The organism is Pseudomonas deceptionensis, assembly GCF_900106095.1.
Lineage (GTDB): Bacteria > Pseudomonadota > Gammaproteobacteria > Pseudomonadales > Pseudomonadaceae > Aquipseudomonas > Aquipseudomonas deceptionensis.
The window spans coordinates 2,710,266-2,735,701 of the sequence record NZ_FNUD01000002.1 but is presented as its reverse complement, the minus strand read 5'-3'; the positions used below and the strand labels follow the sequence as shown (position 1 = coordinate 2,735,701).

The following is a 25,436-nucleotide window of genomic DNA, read 5'->3' as shown; positions in this document are numbered from 1 at the left end:
CGATCAATTGAAGGGTGAGTGGTGATGACCTTAACCTGCGCGGGCCACTCTGTCGCCAACCCCTGTGGGGCTGGTCTGCCAGCGCAGGTCATTTACAAGGACGTGCGGCCTCTACCTGGATGCAACCACCACCCCGCCGGTGACCACCGCCAGGTCATCCAGATAAATATCGCAATGGCGCAGCGGGATATCCAGGTGGCATGGCGTCTTGCGCGTGCCCCCGACCTCGGTGTTGGGCCCGGTGGAAAACAGGAAGTTACCCTCAAACGCCCGGGCATCCATGCACATTCCATCGTTCTTGTCGTGCAGGCCCATGGCAGTCCACTGGGCACGGGGCTGTAGCCCCCAACCGATATGGGAAATGCCGTACACCTCGGGATCGTTGAAGTACTTCAGGTAATCGCGCAGGTATTCGGCCTCAAAACCGCCATGAATCGAGGTAATGAAGCCCCGATCGATTTCCAGGGTGATCTGCTCGCGCGAGTAGTTCTTGAACGGCAGGACGATATCCCCCACATCGATTACCAACACGCCCTGCGCGGTTTCTTCATTGGGCCACGAGAACAGAAAGCCGCTTGGCCAGTGATCCCAGCGCCCCGGTTCGTCGGCGAAACCATACTCGGTCACCGCCGGATACTGCCCCAGCGCCGCCTTGAAATCACTGCCGGCCCTGGATTTGACATGGATGGAACGCGCCTGCTTGAGCAGCTTTTCTGCCGCCATTACCCGTTCCTTGTCCGCCAGAGTGGGCAACATGCGCGCCAGCACTTCAGGCGGCTCAACCGCCAGCAGAATGCGCGTGCCGGTCTTGAGGATCTGCTCCTGTTCGGGTGAATGCAGCAACATCATGGTGTCGACCACCAAATCCGCCGCCTCCAGCGCCCGTTGCGCCGCGATATTGCCCGTGAGTGCGGTGTCCCCGCAGTAAGCCGTCATGTCATTGCCCATCGCCATCGGATGGTTGAACGAGGGCAACTCCACCGCATACACCTTGGCACCCAGACGCTGAGCAGCCTCCATCGCCGACCTCACGGTGCGCGGGTTGGAGTAATGACTTTTCAACACTGCGACGCTTTGGGTCGCATCGACTTTTGACAGTTTCAACACGTGCTCAAACATCTGAGTCAGTTCGCAGTCGCTTACCGGCATTTAGGGTTCCTCTCAATTGACTCGCTGAATGTGTTTGGCGCACCACCCCTGCTCTGCAGTCAGCGTTGCATCCCACGGCTCAACTTAAAGCGTACACGCTATTTAACGGTAAACACCCATTATTTTTACAAGCCATTCAAGAACGTAAAAAACCGTTACATACCAACACACACCTAATAAACAATGGTTACTTGGCGTTACACAGCCGCCATTCTGGCCATTTTTATTTTCGCAGGGCTCTATGCAACTCAAAAATAAATAGCGTATACACTGTAAATAGCTGGCCACCGCAAACACGACTCTTGCCAGCCACCACCTGAAAAAAGGAAGCCTTGCATGCCCATAAAACAAAAAATCGCCATTGTCGGTGCAGGTCTGGGGGGTGCTGCGGCAGCCACGCTGCTGCAAAAAGCCGGATTCCAGGTCGATGTTTATGAGCAGGCCCCCGCGTTTTCCCGCATTGGCGCGGGCATTCACATGGGGCCCAATATCATGAAGATCTTCCGCCGCATGGGCATCGAACAGAAACTAAGCGACATGGGCTCGCACCCTGACTTCTGGTTCAGCCGTGACGGCGCCAGCGGCGACTACTTGTCACGCATCCCGCTGGGCGAATTTGCGCGCAAGGAATATGGCGCCGCCTACATCACGGTTCACCGTGGCGACTTGCATGCACTGCAAATGTCGACCATCGCGCCGGGCACCACCCACTTCAATAAATGCCTGACCCGCCTCGAAGAAACCGACTCTCTGGTGCGCCTGCACTTCAGCGACGGCACCAGCACCGAGGCCGATATCGTCATTGGCGCAGATGGCATCAACTCAAAAATCCGCGAAGAGTTGCTTGGCGCAGAAAAGCCGCTGTACAGCGGCTGGGTGGCCCACCGCGCACTCATCCGCAGCGAAACACTGGCCAAATACAACCTGAACTTTGAAAACTGCGTGAAGTGGTGGAGCGAAGACCGCCACATGATGGTCTACCACACCACCGCCAAGCGGGATGAGTACTACTACGTCACAGGCGTGCCGCACGCGGCCTGGGATTTCCAGGGCAGTTTTGTGGACAGCAGCCGCGAGGAAATGCGTGAAGCATTCGCCGGCTACAACCCGACGGTGCAGGCACTGATCGAGTCCAGTGAAAGCGTCAGCAAATGGCCGCTGCTCAATCGCAACCCGCTGCCCCTGTGGAGCCGCGGCCGACTGGTCTTGCTGGGCGACGCCTGCCATCCGATGAAACCGCATATGGCCCAAGGCGCCGGCATGGCCATTGAAGACGCCGCCATGCTGACCCGCTGCCTGCAAGAAACCGGGCTGAGTGATTACCGAACTGCCTTCGAACTGTACGAAGCCAATCGCAAGGATCGCGCTTCACGGGTACAGGCTGTGTCCAACGCCAACACCTGGCTGCGCACGCAGGAAGATCCGGCCTGGGTTTACGGCTACGACATCTACAGCCACTCACTTGAATCGGAAGCCCTGGCATGAGCACCTTTATCCACGGCGCCAATGTCCAGGCCAACGGCATACGCCAGCACTACCTGCGCTACGGTGGCCAGGACAACGGCGCAAAACCGGTCCTGCTGCTGATCCCCGGGATCACCAGCCCGGCCATCACCTGGGGCTTTGTGGCCGAGCGGCTGGGCGAGCACTTCGACACCTACGTGCTCGATGCCCGGGGGCGCGGCCTGTCTTCCAGTGGCCCCGACCTGGACTACGGCACCGACGCCTGCGCCGATGACATCTCCGCCTTTGCCCAGGCATTGGGCCTTACTCATTACCACCTCGCCGGCCACTCCATGGGGGCGCGCTTTGCCGTGCGCAGCGCCGCGCGCAACCCGGCCGGACTGCAAAGTCTGGTACTGATCGACCCGCCTGTCTCCGGGCCCGGCCGCCGCGAATACCCAAGCAAGCTGCCGTGGTACGTGGACTCGATCCGCCTGGCCGTGACCGGGATGGATGCACAGGCCATGCGTGCCTTTTGCCCGACCTGGACCCTGGAGCAGCTGCAGTTGCGCGCCGAGTGGCTGCACACCTGTTATGAGCCCGCCATCGTGCGCGCCTTTAATGACTTCCATGACGTGGACTTCCATCAGGACCTGCCAAAACTGGCGGTGCCCACCCTGCTGATGGTCGCCGGGCGCGGTGGTGTGATTCAGGCCGGGGACGAAGCAGAAATCCTCGACCTGAACCCCGCCATCAACATTGCCCGCGTCGAGAACGCCGGCCACATGATCCCGTGGGACGACCTTGAGGGTTTCCTCGCCACCTTCGGCGAGTTTTATGACCACCCCCCGACCCGCACTCAGCGCACCGCTTAAGGAGACACCCCGTGATCAAGCCTTACCGCATCGGCCAGATTGTGCCGAGCTCCAACACCACCATGGAAACCGAGATCCCGGCGATGCTGACCGCACGCCAGTTGATCCGCCCCGAACGCTTCACCTTTCACTCCAGCCGCATGCGCATGAAGCAGGTACGCAAGGAGGAACTGGCGGCCATGGACGGCGAGTCCGACCGCTGCGCGGTTGAACTGTCCGACGCCAGGGTCGACGTGCTGGGCTACGCCTGCCTGGTGGCGATCATGGCCATGGGGCTGGGTTACCACCGCAAATCCGAACAACGCCTGACCCGGGCCACCGCAGAAAATGACGGTAACGCCCCGGTCATTACCAGCGCCGGCGCCCTGATCGACGGCCTCAAGGTAATGGGTGCGAAAAAAATCGCCATCGTCGCGCCTTACATGAAGCCGCTGACCGAACTGGTGGTGGATTACATTCGCGCAGAAGGCTTTGAAGTGGTGGACTGGCGCGCCCTGGAAATCCCCGACAACCTGGAAGTGGCCCGCCACGACCCGGCCAACTTGCCCGCCATTGTCAGCAGCATGAACCTTGAAGGCGTGGACGTGATCGTGCTGTCGGCCTGCGTGCAGATGCAATCCCTGCCCGTGGTGGCCCAGGTTGAAGCGCAAACCGGCAAGCCGGTGCTCACCGCCGCCATCGCCACCACCTACGCCATGCTCAAGGCCCTCAATCTGGAACCCATCGTGCCAGGTGCCGGGGCCCTGCTGTCCGGCGCTTACAAATAGGAGCGGGTCATGACCGAGCAACAGAATGAACAGCAAAGCGCCGACGCCAACTATCAAGGCGTTTGGGGGCAGCGCATCGGCTTTGGCAAAAAGCCTGCGCTGCTGATGATCGACTTCATGCAAGGCTACACACAAAAAGGTGCGCCACTGTTCGCACCTGGCGTAGTCAGCGCTGTGGCCGAGAGTGTCGAGCTGCTAACCTGCGCGCGCAAAAATGGAGTGCTGGTGGTGCATACCAATATCCGCTATCACCCCGGGCATTTTATTGACGGCGGCATCTGGGTAAAAAAGGCCCCGGTCATGCAGGACATGGTGGAGGGCAACCCGCTGGCCGCCTTCTGCGAAGAGGTACTGCCAACCCCGGATGAAGTCGTCATCAGCAAGCAGTACGCCAGCTCCTTTTTCGGCACCAGCCTTGCATCACTGTTGCACGCGCAGGGCATCGACACCGTGGTACTGGCCGGCTGCTCGACCAGTGGCTGTATCCGGGCAACGGCAGTGGATGCCGTGCAACACGGCTTCAGAACCATCGTGGTGCGCGAATGTGTCGGTGATCGCCACAGCGCCCCCCACGAGGCCAATCTGTTTGATATCGACAGTAAATATGGCGACGTCGTCAGCAAACAGGAGGCCATGAGTCACTTCATAAAAACTGTTTAGGCAACAACTGGCAGACAGGGATATCTGCCATTGAACCAGGCCGTAGAGCACTGGTCACCCATACTGAGCAAGGGCCCTAACCAGGCCTGCCCAGTCTTCTGACACTGCCTTTGGAAGCCGCTTCACGAGCCTGCCAAAGCACTGATCGCGGCTACACAACAACCATAAAGTCACCGCCAGGAAGACACACATGCCCTCTGCAAATGCTGGTACAACCCCCGCGGCTGTTAGCGCGGACCCGGTCCAGGTGCTCTATCGCAAGATCACCTGGAAACTCATCCCGTTCCTCTGCTTCTGTTATCTGGCGTCCTATCTGGACCGGATCAACATTGGCTTCGCAAAGTTGCAAATGCTGGGCGATCTGCAGTTCAGCGAAACGGCGTTTGGCCTGGGCGCCGGGCTGTTTTTCGTCGGCTATATCATTTTCGAAGTGCCAAGCAACCTGGCCCTGGAAAAGGTCGGCGCCAAGATCTGGATTGCCCGGATCATGATCACCTGGGGCCTGCTCTCGGCCTGCACCATGCTGGTCACCACCCCTACCCAGTTCTATATCGTGCGCTTCTTGCTGGGTGCGGCCGAGGCCGGCTTTCTGCCCGGCGTCCTCTACTACCTGACGACCTGGTTTCCGACTCACCGACGGGGCCGCATCATTGCCCTGTTCATGATCGGCATGCCGCTCTCCAGCGTGATCGGCGGGCCGCTCTCGGGCTGGATCATGGGCGCGTTCGACAACACGGCAGGGCTCAGGGGCTGGCAATGGCTGTTTATCATCGAAGCGATCCCCAGCGTGTTGCTGGGCATTCTGACGTTCTGGGCCCTGCCCAACAGCCATCACACCGCAAAATGGCTGAACGACGAAGAAAAAGCGCTGCTTGAACACGAGCTGCGCCAGGACGACGCCGAAGGCAAAAACAGCAAGCACAGCTTTCGCGACGGCTTCTTCAACCTCAAGGTCTGGATGCTTGGCGGTATCGACTTCTCCATCCTGCTCAGCGCCTACGCCATGGCGTTCTGGATGCCCACCTTCATTCGCAATGCGGGCGTGGCCGACAACTTCCACATCGGCGTACTGACCGCCCTGCCCAGCGCCGCCGCCCTGATTGGCATGCTGATGATTGGCGCCAGCTCCGACCGTCATCGCGAACGCCGCTGGCACATCATCGTGCCCTTCCTGATCGGCGCGGCCGCCATGGCCGGCACGACCTTCTACAGCCATAACGTCTTTGCGACCGTTCTACTGTTCGCCATTGCCTCGGCCGCCATCATCGGTGCCGTGCCGGTGTTTTTCAGCTTGCCGGCAACGTTCCTCAAGGGCCGTGCCGCCGCTACCGGCTTCGCCCTGGCGTGTTCCCTGGCCAATATCGCGGGCCTGGTGAGCAACTCACTGATGGGCATCGCCATCGACGTGACCGGCAGCGGCTCCGGCGCACTGTGGTTCTTCGCCAGCTGCCTGCTGCTGAGCAGCCTGCTGGTAATCGCCCTCCCCGCCAAACTGGTCAACCGCTGATCAACGACAAGGAACAACCTGTGGGAGCGAGCTTGCTCGCGATGCTGGCAACGCAGCTTGTCTGGCTGACTGCGCCGATCCATCGCGAGCAGGCTCGCCCCCACAGCAGGGTTACATGACAGTCGCTCTACCGCGCAAAAGACTCCACAATGGTCGCTGGCAACGGTTACTCAATTTGGAGAAGAAAATGGAAGTTCCCGCTAGTCAGCTCTCAGATAACACACCGATCGAATCTGACACCGGACCTCTGCTCAACAGCACCGAGATCCGCATTCTCGGCTCCTTGATCGAGAAACAGGCCACCAACCCCGAAACCTACCCCTTGACCCTCAATGCACTGGTGCTGGCCTGCAACCAGAAAACCAGCCGTGAACCGGTTATGAACCTCAACCAGGGTCAAGTCGGGCAAAGCCTGCGCGCACTGGAAGGCCGCGGCTTTACCCGGCTGGTCATGGGCAGCCGTGCCGATCGCTGGGAGCATAAGGTCGACAAGGCCCTGGAACTGGTCCCTGGCCAAGTGGTGCTGCTGGGGCTGTTGTTTCTGCGGGGCCCGCAAACGCTGAACGAGCTGTTGACCCGCAGTTCGCGCATGCACGATTTCGAAGATACCGATCAGGTCCAGCACCAGCTGGAGCGCCTGATTGCCCGGGACCTTGCACTGCTGGTACCGCGCCAGAGCGGCCAGCGCGAAGACCGCTACATGCATGCGCTGGGTGACCCGGCCGATATCGAAACACTCATGGTCGCCCGCCAGCAACCCGCAGAACGCAGCAGTGGTTCAGGGGTATCGCTGGAGCGTTTTGAAGCCCTTGAGGCACGCATCGCCGCCCTTGAAGCGCGCCTGGCAGAGCTGGAGTAAAGCTTGAACCGGGCGAGGCAACTCGCCCGACACGGCCCTCAACTGCGGGCAAACGCCACGGCGGCCTGGAACTGCGCGGCCGCAGGTCGAACACCGGTGTACAGCACAAACTGCTCCAGCGCCTGAATCGCAATAACCTCAAGCCCCGTGATCACGTGCTTGCCCTGAGCACGACCGCGAATGATCAATGGCGTTTCCACCGGAATGGCCACCACGTCAAAGACGATTTTGCAGCGATCAATGGCATCTGCCTCAAAGGCCAGATCATCGGCTTCTGCCCCGCCCGTCATGCCCACCGGCGTAACGTTTATCAGCATCTGCGGTCGGTGTGCCGCCAGCTCCGGTTGCCAGTCATAGCCGCAGCTTGCCGCCAGCGCGGACCCGGTCGCTTCGTTACGCGCCACGATCACCCCGTTGCGATAACCGCCATCGCGCAGCGCCGAAGCGACTGCCTTGGCCATCCCGCCGCTGCCCAGCAAGGCAAAGGTGGTGTCCTTGGGGACTTTATGAGTGTCGAGCAGTTGCGCAATGGCGATGTAATCGGTGTTGTAGGCCTTGAGATGGCCGTCGGTGTTAACGATGGTATTGATCGACGCGATCGCCCGCGCCGAAGCATCCAGCTCGTCCACCAGCTCAATCACCGCCTCCTTGAAAGGCATCGATACGCCGCAGCCACGAATCCCCAGCGCCCGAATACCTGTCACGGCACCCGCAAGGTCTTTGCTGCTGCAAGCCTTGTAGTAAAAGTTCAGGCCCAGCTGTTCGTATAGATGATTATGAAAACGCAGTCCGAAGTTGCCCGGCCGGCCTGACAGCGATATGCACAGCCGGGTGTCTTTATCCGGATTCATTTGCATGCTCATCTCCTTGCTGAATGCTTTTAGATAGACGGCACAAGCCGTACTGAGAATTTTGTTGGATCATAGCGCGACTGCTCTTGCTGAAACGTCTCAGCGCCCGCAGACCTTACACAAAATTTACCAAAGTGCTTCGCAGTTTTTTAAAAAGCACGGTCTTAAGATTATCCCCGCGAATATCCGCGGCCTGGTGCAGGCCAAAACGTCGGGGGCTGAAACTCGAGGAATCGTCATGATGCGTACCATCCCCAAAGTCGCTTTGCTTATCGGCGCCCTGGCTGTCGCCGGCCAGGCCTCGGCTCATGGCGGCTGGGGTGCCGGACCTGCCATTGTTGGCGCGGTGGTCGGTGCCGCAGTCGTCGGTTCGGTCATCGCAAACCAGGGCCCGCGTCCGGTTTACGTTCAGGAACCGGTCTATGTCCAGCCACAACCGGTCTACGTCCAGGCCCCACCGGTCTACTACCAGCCGCAGCCGGTGTACGTCCAGGCACCTCAGCCCGTCTACTATCAGGGCTACTACGGCCGCCCGCACCCGGTGTACTACGGCCCGCCACGTGGCTATTACGGCCCGCCACGCTGGTAGTACCGGCATGCGCAAAACCGGCAGGCCCGTTCAGCTGCCGGAGGGTCCAAATAGATAATATGAATGTCGCGGATGAGACACCGCGCTGGCCCGGACTGCGGCATTATGGAGCGCAGACAGCACGCTCATCGCCACACCCATAAAAACAAGGACGACCTTTATGCCGACACAAAACCCGCACCACACCATCGGGCTCTGCACCTCCAGCAAGGTGTACAACACCCTCACCGAGCTCAAGCAGCTCGAAGGCCATCGCACGGCCAAGCTGGTGTCACTCCTGACCCAGCACCTTGTCAGCAAAGGGCTGATGAGTGATCAGGAAGTCATGCACATGCTCGATCTGGTGGTTGACTGACACCTCATCGACATCAATGACGACTATCAAGCGCAATGATTTTTTGTGCAGCGGCCCAGGCCGTAAGGTGGCGTCATTGTTCGAAGGAGGTTCTTATGCCCAGTATTCAAGTCATGTCAGTCATCGGCAGCGCAGTACCCGCCCCACTGCGCGCTCATGGCCTGCTGGCGTGCTGGTATGTGGTCAGTGACGGCGTTGCCGTCAGCGGCCCGTTTACCTCACGCGCAGCGGCACAAATCAAAGCCACCAGCGAAACAGATAAAACAGCGCCACACTCAACGCAACACTGAGCAGCACGTTACGGCTCCAGAGCATCAACCCTATCGCACACAGCCCGGCCAGCAGGTACGGGTTGCCCGGGCTCAGGTCGAGCCCATGATCCTTGACGAAAATGATCGGCCCGCAAATGGCCGTCAGCATCCCCGGCACCGCAAAGCCCAAAAACTCTTTGACCCCGCGATTCAGGCGAATCGGCAACCGGGGCTCCAAAAACAGATAGCGGTTGAAAAACAGTATCAGTGTCATCCCGCCAATAATCGCCCAGATCATGCCCAGTACCCCTCCAGTCGCTTGCACAGATAACCCGCGACCATGCCTGCCAGCCCCGCCAGCACAATAGCCGACTCCCATTGCCAGTAACTGAACAGCACCACCGTCAACAATGAGACCGCCACGCAGACGACTGTCGGGATATTGCGCACGACAGGTGTAATGAGGGCGATAAAGGTCGCGGCAATCGAGAACTCAAGGCCAAGCTGGTCCAGCCCCGGAATACTCTTGCCCAGCACCACCCCGAGCAGGGTGAAGATGTTCCAGCCCACATACATGCACAGCCCGACACCCAGGGCATACCAGCGGTTGAAGGTTTGCCGGTCAAACGGGCTGACCAGGGCAAAGAACTCATCCGTCAGCAAGAACCCGAGCCCCAGGCGCCATTTGGGTTCCAGCGGCGACACCAGCGGGCGCAGGTGCATGGCATAGAGCAAATGTTGCGAGGTCAGCAGCAAGGTGGTCACCAGGATCGAAATCGCGCTGGCGCCCCCCTTGATCATGCCAATGGCGACCAGTTGCGCGGCACCGGCGAACACAAACAGTGACAGCCCCTGGCTCTGTGCAGGGGTCAGCTGGGCATCAATGGCCGTGGAACCCGCCAGCAATCCCCAGGGCGCGCACGCCAGCGTCAACGGAAGGCAGGCAACTGTGCCGCGAACAAACGCGGTTCGAGCAAGCGAATCAGACATCAAAAAACCTCCCGGCAGTAAGCAGCGGCAAAGCGTCGCAATCCGGGCGACAAAAGTCTTGAACGATCTTGCTCAGCGCCTTTCAAAAGCATTGCGCGGGTCATCTGAAATACCCCGACGGGTTTGACGGGCGACCGATCCTGGTCTTTAGTCAGCCGCACTCACGCAACATTAATTCCGATCAACCGCTGCCACGAGGAACCACCATGACAGACCTGAAATCCGCCAAGGAAAACAGAAAGGCCGATCTGCGGACACCTACGGCGCTCAGCGAAAAAGCCTGTATCGACATTGCGGCCGAAGTGAATGCACTGCTGGCTGACACCTTTGCCATTTACATGAAAACCAAGAACTTCCACTGGCACATGTCCGGCCCGCATTTCCGCGACTTCCACCTGCTGCTGGACGAACAGGCCGAGCAGATCTTCGCCACCACCGACGCCATTGCCGAGCGCGTGCGCAAGCTGGGGCGCACCACCCTTCGCTCCGTGGGCCATATCAAGAAGCTGCAGCGCCTGCTGGATAACGATGCTGATTTCGTGACCCCGAGCGACATGCTGGCCGAACTGCGCGAAGACAATATCCAGCTGGCCGCCTACATGCGTGAAACCCACGACATGTGCGCCGAGCTTGGGGATGTGGCGACCACCAGCCTGCTGGAAAACTGGATCGACGAAGCCGAGCGCCGCGTCTGGTTCCTGTTTGAGTCCTCGCGGACCAAATAACCCATCGCCCCTGTAGTCGCTGACGAGGAACGAAGGCTGCGATCGGGGGTACCCCACCGCAGCCTCGCTACGCTCCTCAGCGGCTACCGGATGGGGCGGCGCAGCATGAATTTTGTTTCACAGTCTTTGAACCCGGCGAGCGGTATATTCGCCCTGCTCATTGCTCATTCAATGAACCCCTTGGCCCGCACCTCCCCCAGCGGGCTTTTTTTTGCCTGTCAAACGCCCTGTTTGAACACCAGCGCTTTCAATCCGCATTCGGTGTCGGCATCCGGGAACTCAGGCGGGTTATCCAGACGCTGGACAAAACGCAGGCCCGGTGCATCACGGGTAACGCCATCGATCAGAAAATCCGAACCCAGTGCAGGATCGTTCATGCAGGCCAGAACTGTGCCGTTTTCGCTGAGCAACTCCGGCAAGCGCCGAACGACGCGCTGGTAATCCTTGGTCAACAGAAAGCTGCCTTTCTGGAACGACGGCGGGTCGATGATCACCAGATCGTAAGGACCGGTACTTTTCACCTTGCCCCAGGACTTGAACAGTTCATGCCCCAGAAACGTCACCTTGCTCATGTCATGCCCGTTCAGGCGATGGTTGTCGCGCCCGCGGCTCAGCGCTGCACGGGACATGTCGAGGTTGACCACATGCTCGGCGCCGCCTTCTATCGCGGCCACTGAAAAGCCGCAGGTGTAGGCAAAAAGGTTCAATACCCGCTTGCCCTCGGCGTTGGCCCGCACCCAGTCACGGCCGTAACGCATGTCCAGGAACAGGCCGTTGTTCTGCTTGCGGCCCAGATCCACTCGATAGCGCAACCCGCCTTCCGTCAGCGTCCACTCATCAACCGCCTCACCCACGAGCCATTCGGTGTCGCTCTGCAGCGTATAGCGATGTTGCAGCACCAGTGTGTGCGCCCCGCTGGCTTGCCATGCGGGTGACTGCACAACCGTCATCAGCAGTTGCTTCAAGGCGTCCAGTTGCCCGGCATCGGGCTCCTTGAACAGCGAGACCAGCACCACGCCTTGCAGCCAGTCCACCGTCAACTGCTCAAGCCCCGGCCAGCACCGTCCGCGCCCATGGAACAAACGCCGGGTTTCGTCGGGCGCAGCCTCCAGAGCAGTCAATAGGTGCAGATGCAGAGTGGTTAACGCTTCAGGAGTCATCAGGCCGGCCGGTCAATTTCAAGGGCCGGCATTTTACACAATTGCACAGCCCTGCCTAATCAACACAGCACGTTCATGCAACCGTAAAGCCATTCCTGAAAATCAATAAATTATCGTTTTACAATCATTTCTTATCGAATTACGATACTTGCACCACAAAATACCGCCTACCGTTTCTGCGCAGAATCCGGGCACTTAAAAAACATCCGTACTACCAGAAGGATTTTTCGATGAAAACTGATCACTTGGCCGATCGCAGCCGAACCCTGGCAACCGCCACTCTGGCACTCGTGGCGGGCATGCTGCTGGCCAATATCGCTTACTGGATTTTCCCCGACGTCATAGGCACCTACGTAGGCGGATTCAGCCTGAGCGCCATGAGCAAAACACTCAATGCAGACATTCTCCAGATGCCCTGGTGGCAAGTCGCAGGTGCAATTGTGCTGTCCAGCATTCCCCTGCTGATACTGGCCAAGGGTTTACTGGCACTGCGCAGTCTGTTTCTGGCCTACAGCAACGGGGAATACTTCTCGGCGGAGTCGGCGGAACTGCTGGGCAAAGTAGGCAAAAGCGTCTCATTGTGGGTGCTGGCTTGCCTCTTACTGACACCGGTCATGAGTGTCTGGATCACATTTTTGCGGCCTGATGGCGAACGTTTGCTCACCATCAGCTTTGAACCGTCGCATCTTGTTGCCTTATTCCTCTCCGCTTCTCTTATGATCATCGCCCGCAGCCTCTGCAACGCCTGTTCGTTGGCGCGAGAAAATCAGCAGTTTGTTTAAAAGAGGCCAAGATGCCGATCGAGATTAAGCTGGACGTCATGCTGGCCATGCGCAAGGTCAAATCCAAAGACCTCGCGCAAATGGTCGGCATCACCGAGCAAAACCTGTCACTGCTCAAACAAGGGAAAGTCAAAGGCATTAGGCTCGCCACCCTGGAAGCCATTTGCCTTGCACTGGATTGTCAGCCGGGGGACTTGCTGCACTATCAACCAGAACCCTGAGTACGCCTCCTCGCCTGTGGAGTCACAGCTCCACAGGCGCTGTACCTGTCAAAATCCCCCCTCCCGCCTTACCGGCCCTGCCGCCACGTCACAGCCTCATGCCCAACACTCACCTCTGTTCAGCCAGCCAACAGCATTGCACTGCTAGGCTCGCCGAGGCACGAATCCGTGCCAGGCCAACACCGTGAATTTACGCCCCAGAATTCCCGTGGCCACTCAAAACATCGAACATTAATAATCTCTGATAACCCCCCGCGAAATCAGGCATTTCTGCTGGCATTGATCCATACTGACAAAATGTAACGATATGTGTGTAGCAGACGTTGCAGACCGGTACTTCCCAACCATTTTCGAGTCATTCTGCGTGAAAATTCATCTTTCTATTTTAAGCCTGTGTTTGGTTCTGGCAGGCACCAGCGCTTCTTCAATCGCCGCAGCGGCTGAAAGCACCTTGGCTCCCAGGGATACCTCACAGCTGCACATCGCCTCAGGCAGCGCGATGCTGATCGATCTGCAAACCAACAAGGTCATTTACGCCAGCAACCCCGACGCCATCGTCCCCATCGCCTCGGTGACCAAGCTGATGACCGCCATGGTGGTGCTGGACGCCAAGCAGTCGATGGATGAGTACATCTCGGTCAATATCAGCGACACCCCGGAAATGAAAGGCGTGTTCTCGCGGGTCAAGATTGGCAGCGAACTGTCGCGCCACGAAATGATGCTGATCACCCTGATGTCCTCGGAAAACCGTGCAGCGGCCAGCCTGGCGCACCACTACCCGGGCGGCTACGTGGCCTTTATCGCGGCAATGAACGCCAAAGCCAAAAGCCTGGGCATGATGAGCACCCACTATGTCGAGCCGACCGGGCTGTCGATCCACAACGTCTCCACCGCGCGCGACCTGAGCAAGCTGCTGGCAACGGCACGCCATTACCCGATGCTCAGCCAGTTGAGCACCACCAAAGAAAAGACCGTGGCGTTCCGCAAACCCAACTACACCCTGGGCTTCCACAACACCGACCATCTGGTGAAAAAGGATAAGTGGAATATCAAGATCACCAAGACCGGCTTTACCAATCAGGCCGGCCATTGCCTGGTGCTGGTGACCGAAATGGGCAACCGCCCGGTATCGTTGGTGATCCTGGACGCCTTCGGCAAATACACGCACTTCGCCGATGCCGGCCGAATCCGCAACTGGGTTGAAACCGGTAAAAGCGGCAGCGTGCCGGATGTAGCCTTGCGCTACAAAGCGGATAAAAACCTGCACAAGCAACAAATCACCGCAGGGCAAGCCGCGAAGTAAAAAAAGCAGGCACTTGCCCCGGGGAGAGGTCGGGGACAAATGCCTGCGTACTGCTCGTCAAATACAGCTGAAAAAAAGAACCCCGCCTGAAAGACGGGGTTCTTGGCTAGCGCATGCTCAGATCAGTTTTGCAGAGCAGGCTGCGAATCCCCATTGATCGGGATACGTTTGGCTTTTGCCTCTTCCGGCACGACCCGCTGCAGGTCGATGCTCAACAGGCCGTTGCTCAAGCCTGCACCTTTGATCTCGATATGATCGTCGAGACGGAAGGACAATTTAAATGCCCGCTGTGCAATACCCTGATGCAGATAGGTCACGTTGCTACCTGCACTTTCCGTGCTGCTTTCACGTTTGCTGCCGCTGACGGTCAACACACCTTTCTCCACTTGCAGGTCCAGGTCTTCTTGTCTGAACCCTGCCGCCGCAATCACGATGCGATAGCTGTCTTCACCGTGTTTCTCGACGTTGTAAGGTGGATAGCCGGTTGGCTCATTGCGCAAAGCGGTTTCAAACAAATCACTAAAACGGTCAAAGCCGACAGAATTACGGAACAGTGGCGCCATAGAAAATGCGTTGCTCATAATTTCATCCTCCTGATTTCAGCGAGATTTGATTTACGCGACCCGGTTTCGGCATCGCGTACCCCTTAGATAGGGACCGCCAAAAGCATTTCAAGGCTTTTTTTTGATTTTTTTTTTCAGACGCTTCAGGCAGCGTCCGAAGGCGGGTTATTGACCAGATGCCGGACCTTTTCACAGTCTGTTTCACGGCGCATGGCATTGAACAGCACCATGGCTTCAGGGTAGTTGCGGGTCAGCATCGCCAGCCATTGCTTGAGCCGGCCCGGCGCCGAGCGCGGGGTCAACTGGGCTTCGGCCTGGGCCCAGAAATCGCGGATCATGGGCTGAAGATCGGCCCAGGTCATTTCCACCACTTCTTCGCCGGCACGGGCAGCGACGATCTGCGCGGCCAGGTCCGGACGCGACACCAGCCCTCGACCGAGCATGATGTCTTCGGCGCCACTGATTTCGCGGCAACGACGCCAGTCTTCAACCGACCAGATATCGCCGTTGGCAAAGACCGGCACCTTCACGGCCTCCTGCACCTGGGCGATGTACTCCCAGTGGGCTGGCGGCTTGTAGCCATCCATCTTGGTCCGCGCATGCACCACGATCTGGCTCGCACCGCCTTCAGCCAGAGCAATGGCGCACTCATTGGCGCTGTCCGGCGTATCGAAGCCCAGTCGCATCTTGGCCGTCACCGGGATATGCGCAGGCACCGTGCGGCGCACTTGCAGCAAGATCGCGTGCAGCAGCTCGGGCTCCTTGAGCAGGACCGCACCGCCACGTGACTTGTTCACCGTCTTGGCCGGGCAACCAAAATTGAGGTCAATAACCCCCGAACCCAGCTCGCAGGCCAACGCCGCGTTATCGGCCAGACAGGAGGGGTCGGACCCCAGCAACTGCACACGCAGCGGCACACCGGCGCGAGTTTTCGCGCCATGCTGGAGTTCGGGGGCGAATTTATGGAAGTAGGCTTCTGGTAATACCCGCTCGGTGACCCGAATAAATTCGGTCACACACCAGTCAATACCGCCGGTGCGGGTCAGAACATCACGCAGGATGTTGTCGACCAACCCCTCCATCGGCGCCAAAGCAATTTGCATGGGTGACTCTCATCAAAAACGTGCGGCAGTTTACGGGGTTCTGTGGCCTGGGGGTACGAGCAAACGCGATGGATCAGGCCGTCACGACAGCCGGGCCATAACCTTCCAGAAACTCGGGCGGCAGGCGCTTGGGCTTGCCGGTGGAAAGTTCGATGCAGACAAAGGTGGTTTGCGCACGCAACAGGGTCACACCATCGCAGGGGCGTATAAGCTGAAAGTGACGGGTCATGCGCAGGCGCTGGTCACAATCGACAATCCAGGTCGCCAGTTGCAGCTCATCGCCTTCGTAGGCGCTGGCCAGATAATCGATTTCATGCCGGGACACCGCCATGGCACGGTCAAGACGACGGTACTCGGTGAGGTCCAGCCCCAGGCGCTGGGAGTGGCGCCAGGCACAACGCTCAAGCCAGACAACATAGGCCGCGTTATTGGCATGGCCAAAACCGTCTATGTCTTCGGCCTGAACCTCCAGATCAATAATGAACGGCGCTGCCAAATCCCAACCCATGCCCTGCCTCCTGACACACAAATAAGACGCGCAGTGTAACGCACCCGGCCGGTGCAAAGGCGTGGGCGGGACAGACAGAGGGAAAAGGTTGAGGATTGGCCAAACGCCAGACAAACAAAAGGGTCATTCAATAATCGAATGACCCTTATAAATCCCGCAAAGCGGGTAATCGTGGCGTCCCCTAGGGGACTCGAACCCCTGTTACCGCCGTGAAAGGGCGGTGTCCTAGGCCACTAGACGAAGGGGACACAAACCCTTCTAACAGTAATCAGCACTGAGTGCCGATCGATTCAATGCCAGTGTGGCCCGACATTGAACTGTAAATTGGTGGAGCTAAACGGGATCGAACCGTTGACCTCTTGCATGCCATGCAAGCGCTCTCCCAGCTGAGCTATAGCCCCGATTTATCGCCTGGCGGCGGAGCATCACCCAAGTGCTGCTTCTGTAAAACTGGCGTCCCCTAGGGGACTCGAACCCCTGTTACCGCCGTGAAAGGGCGGTGTCCTAGGCCACTAGACGAAGGGGACACAAACCTTCTAACTGATCAGCGCTGAGTGCTGATCGATTCAATGCCGGTGTGGCCAGACATTGAACTGTAAATTTGGTGGAGCTAAACGGGATCGAACCGTTGACCTCTTGCATGCCATGCAAGCGCTCTCCCAGCTGAGCTATAGCCCCAAACAGTCACTGCAGCGTGTTGTTGCTGCTTGTTTCGTGTTGCTGTGTGGACGGGGCGCATATTAAGACTGGATGGATAGGCTGTCAAACTTATTTTTAAAGTTTTTTAAAAAAATTTGCCGTGAGAACAACCACTTACCCGCCAACCCCAGTAAATACTGGCCCAAAAGCATAAATCCTGTAACCGCTGCCGAAGGCTGCGATAAGGGCCGAAGGACCTTCAACCCCCAAGGACTGCTGCGCCGCCCGTCGCAGCCTGCGGCAGCGGCTACAAAAAAAGCGGTTAACTCATCGCGTTAAACAGCTTTTCCCACTCTTTGTTTTCTTTCTTGGACACGCCACCCAGCAGGTCCAGCGCTTGACGCAGACGGAAACGGGTCAGGTCCGGCCCCAGAATTTCCATGGCGTCCAGCACCGAAACCGAGCTGGCCTGGCCCGTGATCGAAGCAAACATCAGCGGCATGGCATCACGCAGCTTCAGCTCCAGGGATTCAACCACCGTCTGAATGCAACCGGTGATGGCGTCTTTTTCCCACTGACGCAGGCTCTCAAGCTTCCACAGAATCAATTGCATCAACTGACGCACTTGTTCGTTGGACAGCTTCTTGTGTTCAAACAGCTTGGCATCCAGCTGCAAGCCACCCGAGAAGAAGAACCCGGCCAATGGTGCGATCTGGCTGAAGGTCTCAACACGACCCTGAACCAGCGGGGCGATCTTCATCATGTACTCGGGGTTCAACGCCCACTGCTGCACGCGGCTGGCAAACTCTTCCAGCGGCAGGTCACGCAGCCATTGGCCGTTCAACCAGGACAGCTTCTCGACGTCAAAGATCGGCCCGCCCAGGGAAACGCGGGACAAGTCAAAGTTATCGACCATTTCCTGCAACGAGAACTTCTCGCGCTCGTCCGGCATCGACCAGCCCATGCGGCCCAGATAGTTGAGCATGGCCTCAGGCATAAAGCCCATGCGCTCGTAGAACGTCACCGAGGTCGGGTTCTTGCGCTTGGAAAGCTTGCTCTTGTCCGGGTTGCGCAGCAGCGGCATGTAGCACAGTTGCGGCTGTTCCCAGCCAAAGTATTCGTACAGCAGGATCAGCTTCGGAGCCGATGGCAGCCACTCTTCGCCGCGCAGCACGTGGGTGATGCCCATCAGGTGATCGTCGACCACGTTGGCCAGGAAGTACGTCGGCAGGCCGTCGGTCTTCATCAGCACTTGCATGTCCATGCGATCCCACGGGATCTCGACATCGCCGCGCAGCAGGTCCGGCACTACGCACACGCCTTCGGTCGGCACTTTCATGCGGATCACGTGCGGTTCGCCAGCAGCCAGGCGGGCCGCCACTTCTTCTTTGGACAACAGCAGCGCACGACCGTCGTAACGCGGGGTTTCGCCCTTGGCCATTTGCTCGGCGCGCATCTGGTCAAGCTCCTCGCTCGTGCAGAAGCACGGGAAGGCATGACCCATATCGATCAGTTGCTGGGTGTACTTCTTGTAGATCTCGCTGCGCTCGCTTTGACGGTACGGACCGTGCGGGCCGCCAACGTCCGGGCCTTCGCTCCAGGTGATACCCAGCCAGCGCAGGGCATCGTAGATCTGCTGCTCGGACTCGCGGGTCGAACGCAACTGGTCGGTATCTTCGATCCGCAGGATGAACTCGCCGCCATGCTGCTTGGCAAAGCAGTAGTTGAACAAAGCGATGTAAGCGGTGCCGACGTGGGGGTCGCCGGTAGGCGATGGCGCAATGCGCGTGCGAACGGTGGTCATGGGCGGTCTCGAAGTGGAGATAAAACAAAGGGCGAATGGTAACAGGCCGACACGTCTTGGCTCCAGCGCAAGGCCGGACCCAGCCGCCACACGGCTGAAAAAAGCTCGAATAGAGCGTTTGTATCGAATTGATACAGGGAAAAGCACTTAACACCGGTGTTAGTCTCGGTCTATTCCCGATTTTCCCTGGCTGGAGGCACGTATGTCCCACGTTGTACTGGTGCTGGTTGAAACCGTTAACGATTACCTGCCATTGCTTGAACGCGAAGGCTTTGAGCTAATCCTTGCACCGACACCGGCCAGCCGGGCCGCCGCCATTGCCGAACATGGCGCGCGTATCGACGCCGTTTTAACCCGCGGCCCCCTGGGGCTGTTCGACGCAGAAATGGCAGCCCTGCCCTTGCTCAAGATCATCTGCGTGATCGGTGCCGGCTATGAACACGTGGATCTGCAGGCCGCCAGCAACCGGGGAATAACCGTCACCAATGGCGCCGGAGCCAATGCTTCGTCTGTGGCCGACCATGCCATGGCGCTGCTGCTGTCACTGGTGCGCGCCATTCCCCAGGCCGATGCCGCTATCCGTCGAGGCGAATGGAACAAGCTGCGCCTGCCCTCTCTGGCGGGTAAACGCATGGGTATTATTGGCCTGGGAGCTGTGGGACAGGCCATCGCCAAACGTGCAGCCAACGGCTTTGACATGAGCATCCGCTACCACAACCGCCAGCCTCGCCCTGATACCCCCTACACCTACCATGCCGACCTGCATGAAATGGCAGGAGCGGTGGACTTCCTGATCGTGGCTACCCCCGGCGGCAATGCAACACGGCATCTGGTCGGTCAGAGCGTGCTTGAGGCGCTTGGGCCGCAGGGTTACCTGATCAACATTGGCCGCGCCAGTGTGATCGACACTCCGGCCTTGATCGCAGCCCTGACCGAGGGCCGCATTGCGGGCGCCGGTCTGGATGTATTCGATGACGAGCCCCGGGTCCCGGATGCCCTCAAGGTGCTTGGCAACGTGGTGCTAACCCCCCATGTCGCCGGCCAGTCACCGGAGGCCGCGCAGGACACCGTACAACTCGTGCTCGAAAACCTGCAGGCGTTTTTTGCCGGCCAGCCGGTGCTGACCCCGGTGCACTTACCCGATCCTCAATAAGAGCTGGGCCCGCGCTTGAAATTCATTCTGCCGAAAACCGCTACCGCCCCCTTCTGCCCTTCCGAAGTCAACGGCAGCGTTCCCGTCGATGCCAGCGCTGCGTTCTGGAGGCGTGTATTGCGCTTTGCCGGCCCCGGCCTGCTGATCAGCATCGGCTACATGGACCCCGGCAACTGGGCCACCGCCATCGAGGCCGGCTCGCGTTACGGCTACGACCTGCTGTTTGTCGTACTGCTCGCCAGCCTCGCCGGCATGGTCGTGCAATGCCTGTGTTCACGCCTGGGGATCGCCACGGGCCGCGACTTGGCGCAACTGTGCCGCGAGCGCTACAGCAAGCGCTCCGCGCGGGTGCAATGGCTGTTGGCGGAAATCTCGATCATCGCCACCGACCTCGCCGAGGTGCTCGGCTGTGCGCTGGCCTTTCACTTGTTGCTGGGTTGCTCGCTGACCTTCGGCATCGTCCTTACCGCTTTTGACACGCTTCTGGTCCTCGCATTACAAGGCAAAGGTTTCCGCCGCCTTGAGGCCATCATGCTGGCGCTGGTGCTGACCATCGTCGGGTGTTTCTTTGTAGAACTGGCGCTGATCAAACCCTACTGGCCGCAGGTGTTCGAAGGCTTCAAACCCTCGCTGTCAGCCATCAGTGACGCGGCGCCGCTCTATATTGCAATCGGCATCATTGGCGCCACGGTCATGCCGCATAACCTGTATTTGCACAGCTCCATCGTGCAAACACGCCTGACGGGCACTGATTACGCCAGCAAGCTGGACGCCGTGCGCCTGTCGCGGATCGACACGATCGGCTCCCTGGCCCTGGCGTTGATGGTCAATGCCGCCATCCTGATCCTCGCGGCCGCCGCCTTCCACCAGACCGGGCACAGCGACGTGGTCGAAATCCAGGATGCGTACCGTATGCTCGACCCGCTGGTGGGCGGCGCCATGGCCAGCGTCCTGTTCGGCGTAGCACTGCTGGCCTCCGGCCAAAGCTCGACATTCACCGGCACCATTGCCGGCCAGGTGATCATGGAAGGTTATCTCGACCTGAAAATCCCCTGCTGGCAACGACGCCTGATCACTCGAGGCCTGGCGTTGATCCCGGCGTTCCTCGGCGTATGGCTGATGGGCGACGATGCCGTGGGCAAGCTGCTGATCCTCAGCCAAGTAGTGCTCAGCCTGCAGCTGCCGTTTGCGCTGTACCCGCTGATTCGCATGACCGGCGACAAGCAACTCATGGGCCCCTTCGCCAACCGCCTGCCGACCCGGTTGCTGGCGTGGTTTTTGTTTGCGGTGATCAGTTGCGCCAATGTGTGGCTGATAGCGCAGATCGGGTTTGCCTAGGGTCTGTTGACGTTTCGGGTCGCGTGTCACAACGAAACGTCAACAGACCCTGGCTAAATTCAGCGCCCTGAAATTCGTTATACAAACGATTCCTGCTTACTGAGGTGCTGTTATGTCCGCCGCTGCCACACTGGTAAAAAACCTGCGCAAACGACTCAGCAAACCCACCGGTTACTGCCTGTTCGACATCCAGCTCAAGCGCCGCATTGCACTGAGCCCTTCGCTGACCCGCCTGGTGTTCAGCGGCGACGATGTGGCGCTGATGCGCACCCTGGCGCCCGATCAACGGGTCAAGGTGCTGTTCCCCGGCGCCAATGGCGCCGCCCCCAACCTGCCCAAGCACGGCGACTGGCGAGCGGCCCTGCGTGACTTGAGCCCCGAGCAGGCGCCTGCCATGCGCTCTTACACGATCCGCAACCTGCGCACCGAAGCGGGCGAGCTGGACATCGATTTTGTGTTGCATGGCGACACCGGCCCCGCTTCACGCTGGGCAATGCAAGCCAACATCGGCGACCGCCTGCAAATCAACGCCCCCAATGCCGCCTTTGACGACGACCCCGGCGGCTATGAATGGCAACTGCCCCAGGGTGTACGCAAAGTGCTGCTGATCGGAGACGAAACCGCGCTGCCGGCCATTGCCGGCATCCTCGAACAACTGGCCCGGCACCCGGACACACCCCAGGTACAAGCCTTTATCGAAGTGCCCGAAGAGTCCGACTGCCAGCCTTTGCTCTGCGGCCCCAACACCAAAGTGCACTGGCTTCCCCGCGCCAGCCTGGGCACCGGGCACGGCGACGGCATGCTCCTCGCGGCCCGCGAACTGGCAAGCCTGCCGCCAGTCCGCGTGCAAACAGCGGACCACGCCGAACTGGAAGAACCCGACCTGGACAGCCAGCGGCTATGGGAGCGGGCCAGCGCCAAACAGAACGAGTTTTATGCCTGGGTGGCCGGGGAATCAGCGGCAGTCATGGCCATAAGGCGGTTTCTCGTCAATGACTGCGGGCTGGACCGCAAGGGGCTGACGTTGATGGGGTACTGGAAGCTGGGGCGGTCACTGGGCTAACCCCGCCCCCACAGCCATGGACACAATTTTTTACAACTCAAGCTTCGGGTTTTGCACATCTCATCCGTCCTACATGGATAAGCAATCGCTTCTCAATGGCGATTACACACCCGCCCTGCTGCGAGTTTGCCGTTTCCCATGTCCAAAAAGTCCCGTTCCAAACTCTGGTTTCTGGTGCACAGCTGGTTGACGCTGCCTGTCTGGTTCTTTGTGTTGATTGTCTGCGTGACCGGCACCCTGGCCGTGGTCAGCCAGGAGATCGTGTGGCTGGCCACTCCCGAGGCCCGCGCCAGCCAACCGTCGGATGATGCGCCGCTGCTGACTTACGAGCAGGTATTGACTGCCATCCACAAGGCCGAACCGGCGCTGGCCGTGCAGTCGATCAGCCGCCCGGACGAGTCGCACTTTGCCCTGGTCGCCGATGTGGTGTACCCGGACGGCCGCTCGCCGTCGCTGTACATCAACCCGTACACAGGGGCCATTCAGGGCGAGAGCCCGAGTTTTAACTTCAAGGCCTTTACCCGCGCCCTGCACGGCTGGTGGCTGGTACCGTTTACCAATGGCTACAGCTGGGGCTGGTACCTGGTGTCGTTCCTTGGCTTGCCATTGCTGGCATCGCTGGTCACCGGGCTGGTGGTCTACAAGAAATTCTGGAAGGGCTTTTTCAAACCCAACCTGCGTTTCAAACACGGAGCGCGGATTTTCTGGGGCGACTTCCATCGCCTGTGTGGCATCTGGTCGATCTGGTTTATCGCGGTGATTTCCATCACCGGCCTGTGGTTCTTGATCCAGGCCTTTATGTTCGATAACCAGATTTCGATTTCGACCGCCGGCAACCCGCCCGTTGTGGCGCGCCAGGATGTGCCGATCATGCCGGACGGCACACCCGCGCCACAGATCAGCCTCGATCAGGCAGTGAAAATTGCCGCCGAGAATATCCCGGGGCTGGAAGCCAGTTTTGTCAGCCTGCCAAGCAATGCCTATGGGCATATCGAAGTCGGCGGCCCGGGCTGGTATCCGCTGCTGTTCCAAACGGCGGATATCAACCCGTACAACGGCGCGATTGAAGGCTCGCGCATGATCGCCGACCGCTCCGGGCTGGAGCTGGTGACCGAGTCGATGCGCCCGCTGCACACCGGCGACTTTGGCGGGCTGTGGGTCAAGCTGATCTGGTTCTTCTTCGGCCTCGTTCTCAGCATGATGGTCTTGAGCGGTCTGTTGATCTGGACCAAACGCACCGCACTGGCCACCGCCAACGCCCTCAAGCGCAGCAATAAGCCTGCCCGCGCCCCGGTCAAAACCCGGACCGTCACGGCCCATGACCCACAGCCCGAAGAGGCCAATGTATGAGCAAGGCAGTGACTGCACCGCCCGCGTCCGCCCTGAGCCGGTTCTGGCACAAATGGCGCTTTCACATAAACATCCTGCTGCTGTTGGTGCCGCTGGGCTTTATGCCCAAGTACTTTGCCGACGCCTCGCTGTTTCGCGGGGACAGCGGCCTGGGCGAGCGCGATATCGGCACCGTGCAGGTCGGCCCCTGGAGCCTGCAACTGGCCGAACTACGCAACGAGGCACCGCGCCCTGACGGCCCCGCCGGTCATATGAAAAGCTTTAACGCCGCCCTGTGCCAAGCCTGTATCGATGAGGTCAAGGCCACCTACCTGCGTATCGGCAAGCCACGCAGCCTGCGGGCCGCCGGGGTGATTTTTTTCGGCACGCCGTACCGCATGGGCGCCACCTTGCCGATCCCGGAACGCACCAAAGCCGACGCAGAGCTGTGGATCACCCTTGAAGGGTGGGACGGTTCCATGCACCAGGCCTCCATTCCCCTGAGTCAGGCTTCACCGGCTACGGTCGCCTGGCTGGCCCAACGAGGAGCCAAATAATGCCTTCGCGCCTGTTTAAAAAACCTGCCCTGGCGGCGGGATTTATTGCGTTGCTCGGCGTTTGCAGCCAGGCACTGGCCCACAACCCGATGTGCGAGTGCACGGCCGTAGAAGACGGGCAAATCCGTTGCACCGGCGGGTTTTCCGACGGCAGCGGCGCACCGGGCGTGACCCTGGATGTGATCGGCTACGACGAAACCATCCTGGTGCCCGGCAAGCTGGGAGCCGATTCAACCCTGACCTTCAAGCGCCCGGACTCCGAATTTTATGTGCTGTTCGACGCCGGTCCCGGTCACATCGTTGAAATCGACCAAGCCGATATCGAGGCCCCATGAGTACTCAAGTGGTGCGCCCCGCCGGGGCCGGGCATGAAACGCTGTACGTGTTGCTGCTGTGCCTGGTGATTCTGACCGTGGCCGGCTCCGTGGTGGCCTGGCGTCACGAGTCGCAGGAAGTGACCTCGGTGGCCGCCCACCAACTGGATGCACGACGTGACCTGAGCGCCGCCGAACAAGGCATCTACGCCGACCTGCGGGTCACTCTGGACGAAATCCGGTTGCTGCGCGAAGAGGCCAGCGCCCTGCCCCAACCCGCGCAACTGGCCACTGAAGGCTTCGCGCCCTTTGCCAGCGATGCCAGCTCCGTCAGCCGGGGCAGCCATGTGTGGCAATTACTGGGCGAGCAGGCCTACCTGGGCATCAGCCCCAACCCTGAGGTGGCGGGCTCGTTTTTGATGCGCATCAGCACCGAGCCGGACATCTGGCTGAACCGCAATCGCGACGTAAAAGCCCCCGCCGACTTCAGCGATGCCGCCTTGAACCAAAGCGGCTGGCAACAAGTGATCGCGCAATTCGATGCCGGGGTTACCCGCCAGCACCGTCACTGAACCCAC

Annotated in this window: 29 protein-coding genes and 4 tRNA genes; 20 read left to right on the top strand and 13 right to left on the bottom strand. The window is 59.5% G+C overall.

Going from position 1 to position 25,436, the window contains the following annotated elements; genetic code table 11:
* Nucleotides 1-111 precede the first annotated feature (111 nt).
* Nucleotides 112-1,149, bottom strand: coding sequence for a 2,5-dihydroxypyridine 5,6-dioxygenase (locus tag BLW11_RS12575; RefSeq protein WP_019826130.1), 1,038 nt, complete (start codon nucleotides 1,147-1,149; stop codon nucleotides 112-114).
* Between the two features lie 336 nt (nucleotides 1,150-1,485).
* Here BLW11_RS12575 and BLW11_RS12570 point away from each other — a divergent pair, with 336 nt between their 5' ends.
* From BLW11_RS12570 to BLW11_RS12545, 6 genes are all read left to right on the top strand, one after another.
* Entirely contained in the window at nucleotides 1,486-2,634 is a 1,149-nt protein-coding gene (locus BLW11_RS12570) for an FAD-dependent monooxygenase (protein ID WP_048358424.1), read from the top strand.
* Nucleotides 2,631-3,467 carry an alpha/beta hydrolase gene (locus BLW11_RS12565; protein ID WP_048358425.1) on the top strand — a complete coding sequence of 279 codons (837 nt, stop codon included), beginning with the start codon at nucleotides 2,631-2,633 and terminating at the stop codon, nucleotides 3,465-3,467. The genes BLW11_RS12570 and BLW11_RS12565 overlap by 4 nt, the downstream gene beginning before the upstream one ends.
* Nucleotides 3,468-3,478: 11 nt before the next feature.
* The gene (locus tag BLW11_RS12560; RefSeq protein WP_048358426.1) at nucleotides 3,479-4,234 is read left to right on the top strand and encodes a maleate cis-trans isomerase family protein; all 756 of its coding nucleotides are present in this window, start codon (nucleotides 3,479-3,481) and stop codon (nucleotides 4,232-4,234) included.
* A 9-nt stretch (nucleotides 4,235-4,243) separates the two neighbouring features.
* On the top strand, nucleotides 4,244-4,894 hold the full coding sequence (locus tag BLW11_RS12555) for an N-carbamoylsarcosine amidohydrolase (protein ID WP_048358427.1): 651 nt from the start codon (nucleotides 4,244-4,246) through the stop codon (nucleotides 4,892-4,894).
* 190 nt (nucleotides 4,895-5,084) lie between these two features.
* Nucleotides 5,085-6,401: an MFS transporter gene (locus BLW11_RS12550; protein ID WP_048358428.1), complete on the top strand. Its 1,317-nt coding sequence runs from the start codon at nucleotides 5,085-5,087 to the stop codon at nucleotides 6,399-6,401.
* 187 nt (nucleotides 6,402-6,588) lie between these two features.
* The gene (locus BLW11_RS12545; RefSeq protein ID WP_048358429.1) at nucleotides 6,589-7,260 is read left to right on the top strand and encodes a YceH family protein; all 672 of its coding nucleotides are present in this window, start codon (nucleotides 6,589-6,591) and stop codon (nucleotides 7,258-7,260) included.
* Between the two features lie 38 nt (nucleotides 7,261-7,298).
* On the opposite strand, the gene BLW11_RS12540 is transcribed toward BLW11_RS12545, so the two are convergent.
* On the bottom strand, nucleotides 7,299-8,117 hold the full coding sequence (locus tag BLW11_RS12540; protein ID WP_048358430.1) for a shikimate 5-dehydrogenase: 819 nt from the start codon (nucleotides 8,115-8,117) through the stop codon (nucleotides 7,299-7,301).
* Between the two features lie 232 nt (nucleotides 8,118-8,349).
* Here BLW11_RS12540 and BLW11_RS12535 point away from each other — a divergent pair, with 232 nt between their 5' ends.
* From BLW11_RS12535 to BLW11_RS24065, 3 genes are all read left to right on the top strand, one after another.
* Complete coding sequence (locus tag BLW11_RS12535) at nucleotides 8,350-8,700, top strand: hypothetical protein (protein WP_048358431.1); 351 nt, start codon at nucleotides 8,350-8,352, stop codon at nucleotides 8,698-8,700.
* Nucleotides 8,701-8,860: 160 nt separating this feature from the next.
* The gene (locus tag BLW11_RS12530) at nucleotides 8,861-9,055 is read left to right on the top strand and encodes a hypothetical protein (RefSeq protein WP_048358432.1); all 195 of its coding nucleotides are present in this window, start codon (nucleotides 8,861-8,863) and stop codon (nucleotides 9,053-9,055) included.
* Nucleotides 9,056-9,150: 95 nt separating this feature from the next.
* Entirely contained in the window at nucleotides 9,151-9,345 is a 195-nt protein-coding gene (locus tag BLW11_RS24065; RefSeq protein WP_074836775.1) for a hypothetical protein, read from the top strand.
* Here the strand turns inward: BLW11_RS24065 and BLW11_RS12520 are convergent.
* Nucleotides 9,293-9,604, bottom strand: a complete 312-nt coding sequence (locus BLW11_RS12520; protein ID WP_048358433.1) for an AzlD domain-containing protein — start codon at nucleotides 9,602-9,604, stop codon at nucleotides 9,293-9,295. The two genes, BLW11_RS24065 and BLW11_RS12520, sit on opposite strands and share 53 nt — an antisense overlap.
* A complete protein-coding gene (locus BLW11_RS12515; RefSeq protein WP_048358434.1) occupies nucleotides 9,601-10,296 on the bottom strand; it encodes an AzlC family ABC transporter permease in 696 nt (231 codons plus the stop codon). The genes BLW11_RS12520 and BLW11_RS12515 overlap by 4 nt, the downstream gene beginning before the upstream one ends.
* 206 nt (nucleotides 10,297-10,502) lie before the next feature.
* Between BLW11_RS12515 and BLW11_RS12510 the strand changes: the two genes are divergently transcribed.
* Nucleotides 10,503-11,021, top strand: coding sequence for a Dps family protein (locus BLW11_RS12510; RefSeq protein ID WP_048358435.1), 519 nt, complete (start codon nucleotides 10,503-10,505; stop codon nucleotides 11,019-11,021).
* 218 nt (nucleotides 11,022-11,239) lie between these two features.
* On the opposite strand, the gene BLW11_RS12505 is transcribed toward BLW11_RS12510, so the two are convergent.
* Nucleotides 11,240-12,181, bottom strand: a complete 942-nt coding sequence (locus BLW11_RS12505; protein ID WP_048358436.1) for a class I SAM-dependent methyltransferase — start codon at nucleotides 12,179-12,181, stop codon at nucleotides 11,240-11,242.
* A gap of 230 nt (nucleotides 12,182-12,411) precedes the next feature.
* Here BLW11_RS12505 and BLW11_RS12500 point away from each other — a divergent pair, with 230 nt between their 5' ends.
* From BLW11_RS12500 to pbpG, 3 genes are all read left to right on the top strand, one after another.
* Complete coding sequence (locus tag BLW11_RS12500; RefSeq protein ID WP_048358437.1) at nucleotides 12,412-12,963, top strand: DUF2975 domain-containing protein; 552 nt, start codon at nucleotides 12,412-12,414, stop codon at nucleotides 12,961-12,963.
* A gap of 11 nt (nucleotides 12,964-12,974) precedes the next feature.
* Nucleotides 12,975-13,184: a helix-turn-helix domain-containing protein gene (locus BLW11_RS12495; RefSeq protein WP_048358438.1), complete on the top strand. Its 210-nt coding sequence runs from the start codon at nucleotides 12,975-12,977 to the stop codon at nucleotides 13,182-13,184.
* A 364-nt stretch (nucleotides 13,185-13,548) separates the two neighbouring features.
* Nucleotides 13,549-14,487, top strand: coding sequence for a D-alanyl-D-alanine endopeptidase (pbpG, locus tag BLW11_RS12490; protein ID WP_048359497.1), 939 nt, complete (start codon nucleotides 13,549-13,551; stop codon nucleotides 14,485-14,487).
* A gap of 122 nt (nucleotides 14,488-14,609) precedes the next feature.
* Here the strand turns inward: pbpG and BLW11_RS12485 are convergent, their stop codons facing one another.
* From BLW11_RS12485 to gltX, 8 genes are all read right to left on the bottom strand, one after another.
* Complete coding sequence (locus BLW11_RS12485; protein ID WP_048358439.1) at nucleotides 14,610-15,068, bottom strand: Hsp20 family protein; 459 nt, start codon at nucleotides 15,066-15,068, stop codon at nucleotides 14,610-14,612.
* Between the two features lie 125 nt (nucleotides 15,069-15,193).
* On the bottom strand, nucleotides 15,194-16,153 hold the full coding sequence (locus BLW11_RS12480) for a tRNA dihydrouridine synthase (protein WP_048358440.1): 960 nt from the start codon (nucleotides 16,151-16,153) through the stop codon (nucleotides 15,194-15,196).
* A gap of 73 nt (nucleotides 16,154-16,226) precedes the next feature.
* A complete protein-coding gene (locus BLW11_RS12475) occupies nucleotides 16,227-16,661 on the bottom strand; it encodes an acyl-CoA thioesterase (RefSeq protein WP_048358441.1) in 435 nt (144 codons plus the stop codon).
* 172 nt (nucleotides 16,662-16,833) lie between these two features.
* Nucleotides 16,834-16,909: transfer RNA gene (locus BLW11_RS12470), tRNA-Glu, on the bottom strand.
* A 77-nt stretch (nucleotides 16,910-16,986) separates the two neighbouring features.
* Nucleotides 16,987-17,062, bottom strand: a tRNA-Ala gene (locus BLW11_RS12465).
* Between the two features lie 50 nt (nucleotides 17,063-17,112).
* Nucleotides 17,113-17,188: transfer RNA gene (locus BLW11_RS12460), tRNA-Glu, on the bottom strand.
* Between the two features lie 75 nt (nucleotides 17,189-17,263).
* Nucleotides 17,264-17,339 (bottom strand) — tRNA-Ala (locus BLW11_RS12455).
* A 283-nt stretch (nucleotides 17,340-17,622) separates the two neighbouring features.
* A complete protein-coding gene (gene gltX, locus BLW11_RS12450; RefSeq protein WP_048358442.1) occupies nucleotides 17,623-19,104 on the bottom strand; it encodes a glutamate--tRNA ligase in 1,482 nt (493 codons plus the stop codon).
* Nucleotides 19,105-19,306: 202 nt separating this feature from the next.
* On the opposite strand from gltX, the gene BLW11_RS12445 reads away from it, so the two are divergent.
* The 7 genes from BLW11_RS12445 (at nucleotide 19,307) to BLW11_RS12415 (ending at nucleotide 25,430) form a co-directional block, all read left to right on the top strand.
* Nucleotides 19,307-20,257, top strand: coding sequence for a 2-hydroxyacid dehydrogenase (locus tag BLW11_RS12445; RefSeq protein ID WP_048358443.1), 951 nt, complete (start codon nucleotides 19,307-19,309; stop codon nucleotides 20,255-20,257).
* A 15-nt stretch (nucleotides 20,258-20,272) separates the two neighbouring features.
* Nucleotides 20,273-21,595, top strand: coding sequence for an Nramp family divalent metal transporter (locus BLW11_RS12440; protein ID WP_048358444.1), 1,323 nt, complete (start codon nucleotides 20,273-20,275; stop codon nucleotides 21,593-21,595).
* Nucleotides 21,596-21,707: 112 nt separating this feature from the next.
* A complete protein-coding gene (locus BLW11_RS12435) occupies nucleotides 21,708-22,658 on the top strand; it encodes a siderophore-interacting protein (protein ID WP_048358445.1) in 951 nt (316 codons plus the stop codon).
* A 138-nt stretch (nucleotides 22,659-22,796) separates the two neighbouring features.
* A complete protein-coding gene (locus BLW11_RS12430) occupies nucleotides 22,797-24,008 on the top strand; it encodes a PepSY-associated TM helix domain-containing protein (RefSeq protein ID WP_048358446.1) in 1,212 nt (403 codons plus the stop codon).
* The gene (locus BLW11_RS12425) at nucleotides 24,005-24,544 is read left to right on the top strand and encodes a hypothetical protein (protein ID WP_048358447.1); all 540 of its coding nucleotides are present in this window, start codon (nucleotides 24,005-24,007) and stop codon (nucleotides 24,542-24,544) included. The genes BLW11_RS12430 and BLW11_RS12425 overlap by 4 nt, the downstream gene beginning before the upstream one ends.
* Entirely contained in the window at nucleotides 24,544-24,879 is a 336-nt protein-coding gene (locus BLW11_RS12420) for a hypothetical protein (protein ID WP_048358448.1), read from the top strand. The genes BLW11_RS12425 and BLW11_RS12420 overlap by 1 nt, the downstream gene beginning before the upstream one ends.
* Nucleotides 24,876-25,430, top strand: coding sequence for a DUF6162 family protein (locus tag BLW11_RS12415; protein ID WP_048358449.1), 555 nt, complete (start codon nucleotides 24,876-24,878; stop codon nucleotides 25,428-25,430). The genes BLW11_RS12420 and BLW11_RS12415 overlap by 4 nt, the downstream gene beginning before the upstream one ends.
* Nucleotides 25,431-25,436 lie beyond the last annotated feature (6 nt).

Coding starts and splice junctions, on each gene's coding strand:
- BLW11_RS12415 (WP_048358449.1), top strand. CDS start 24,876: ATGAGTACTCAAGTGGTGCGCCCCGCCGGGGCCGGGCATGAAACGCTG.
- BLW11_RS12510 (WP_048358435.1), top strand. CDS start 10,503: ATGACAGACCTGAAATCCGCCAAGGAAAACAGAAAGGCCGATCTGCGG.
- BLW11_RS12530 (WP_048358432.1), top strand. CDS start 8,861: ATGCCGACACAAAACCCGCACCACACCATCGGGCTCTGCACCTCCAGC.
- BLW11_RS12435 (WP_048358445.1), top strand. CDS start 21,708: ATGTCCGCCGCTGCCACACTGGTAAAAAACCTGCGCAAACGACTCAGC.
- BLW11_RS12430 (WP_048358446.1), top strand. CDS start 22,797: ATGTCCAAAAAGTCCCGTTCCAAACTCTGGTTTCTGGTGCACAGCTGG.
- BLW11_RS12480 (WP_048358440.1), bottom strand. CDS start 16,153: ATGCAAATTGCTTTGGCGCCGATGGAGGGGTTGGTCGACAACATCCTG.
- BLW11_RS12575 (WP_019826130.1), bottom strand. CDS start 1,149: ATGCCGGTAAGCGACTGCGAACTGACTCAGATGTTTGAGCACGTGTTG.
- BLW11_RS12550 (WP_048358428.1), top strand. CDS start 5,085: ATGCCCTCTGCAAATGCTGGTACAACCCCCGCGGCTGTTAGCGCGGAC.
- BLW11_RS12445 (WP_048358443.1), top strand. CDS start 19,307: ATGTCCCACGTTGTACTGGTGCTGGTTGAAACCGTTAACGATTACCTG.
- BLW11_RS12500 (WP_048358437.1), top strand. CDS start 12,412: ATGAAAACTGATCACTTGGCCGATCGCAGCCGAACCCTGGCAACCGCC.
- BLW11_RS12515 (WP_048358434.1), bottom strand. CDS start 10,296: ATGTCTGATTCGCTTGCTCGAACCGCGTTTGTTCGCGGCACAGTTGCC.
- BLW11_RS12485 (WP_048358439.1), bottom strand. CDS start 15,068: ATGAGCAACGCATTTTCTATGGCGCCACTGTTCCGTAATTCTGTCGGC.
- BLW11_RS12520 (WP_048358433.1), bottom strand. CDS start 9,604: ATGATCTGGGCGATTATTGGCGGGATGACACTGATACTGTTTTTCAAC.
- BLW11_RS12565 (WP_048358425.1), top strand. CDS start 2,631: ATGAGCACCTTTATCCACGGCGCCAATGTCCAGGCCAACGGCATACGC.
- BLW11_RS12475 (WP_048358441.1), bottom strand. CDS start 16,661: ATGGGTTGGGATTTGGCAGCGCCGTTCATTATTGATCTGGAGGTTCAG.
- BLW11_RS12570 (WP_048358424.1), top strand. CDS start 1,486: ATGCCCATAAAACAAAAAATCGCCATTGTCGGTGCAGGTCTGGGGGGT.
- BLW11_RS12505 (WP_048358436.1), bottom strand. CDS start 12,181: ATGACTCCTGAAGCGTTAACCACTCTGCATCTGCACCTATTGACTGCT.
- BLW11_RS12425 (WP_048358447.1), top strand. CDS start 24,005: ATGAGCAAGGCAGTGACTGCACCGCCCGCGTCCGCCCTGAGCCGGTTC.
- gltX (WP_048358442.1), bottom strand. CDS start 19,104: ATGACCACCGTTCGCACGCGCATTGCGCCATCGCCTACCGGCGACCCC.
- BLW11_RS12495 (WP_048358438.1), top strand. CDS start 12,975: ATGCCGATCGAGATTAAGCTGGACGTCATGCTGGCCATGCGCAAGGTC.
- BLW11_RS12555 (WP_048358427.1), top strand. CDS start 4,244: ATGACCGAGCAACAGAATGAACAGCAAAGCGCCGACGCCAACTATCAA.
- BLW11_RS24065 (WP_074836775.1), top strand. CDS start 9,151: ATGCCCAGTATTCAAGTCATGTCAGTCATCGGCAGCGCAGTACCCGCC.
- BLW11_RS12420 (WP_048358448.1), top strand. CDS start 24,544: ATGCCTTCGCGCCTGTTTAAAAAACCTGCCCTGGCGGCGGGATTTATT.
- BLW11_RS12540 (WP_048358430.1), bottom strand. CDS start 8,117: ATGCAAATGAATCCGGATAAAGACACCCGGCTGTGCATATCGCTGTCA.
- BLW11_RS12535 (WP_048358431.1), top strand. CDS start 8,350: ATGATGCGTACCATCCCCAAAGTCGCTTTGCTTATCGGCGCCCTGGCT.
- BLW11_RS12545 (WP_048358429.1), top strand. CDS start 6,589: ATGGAAGTTCCCGCTAGTCAGCTCTCAGATAACACACCGATCGAATCT.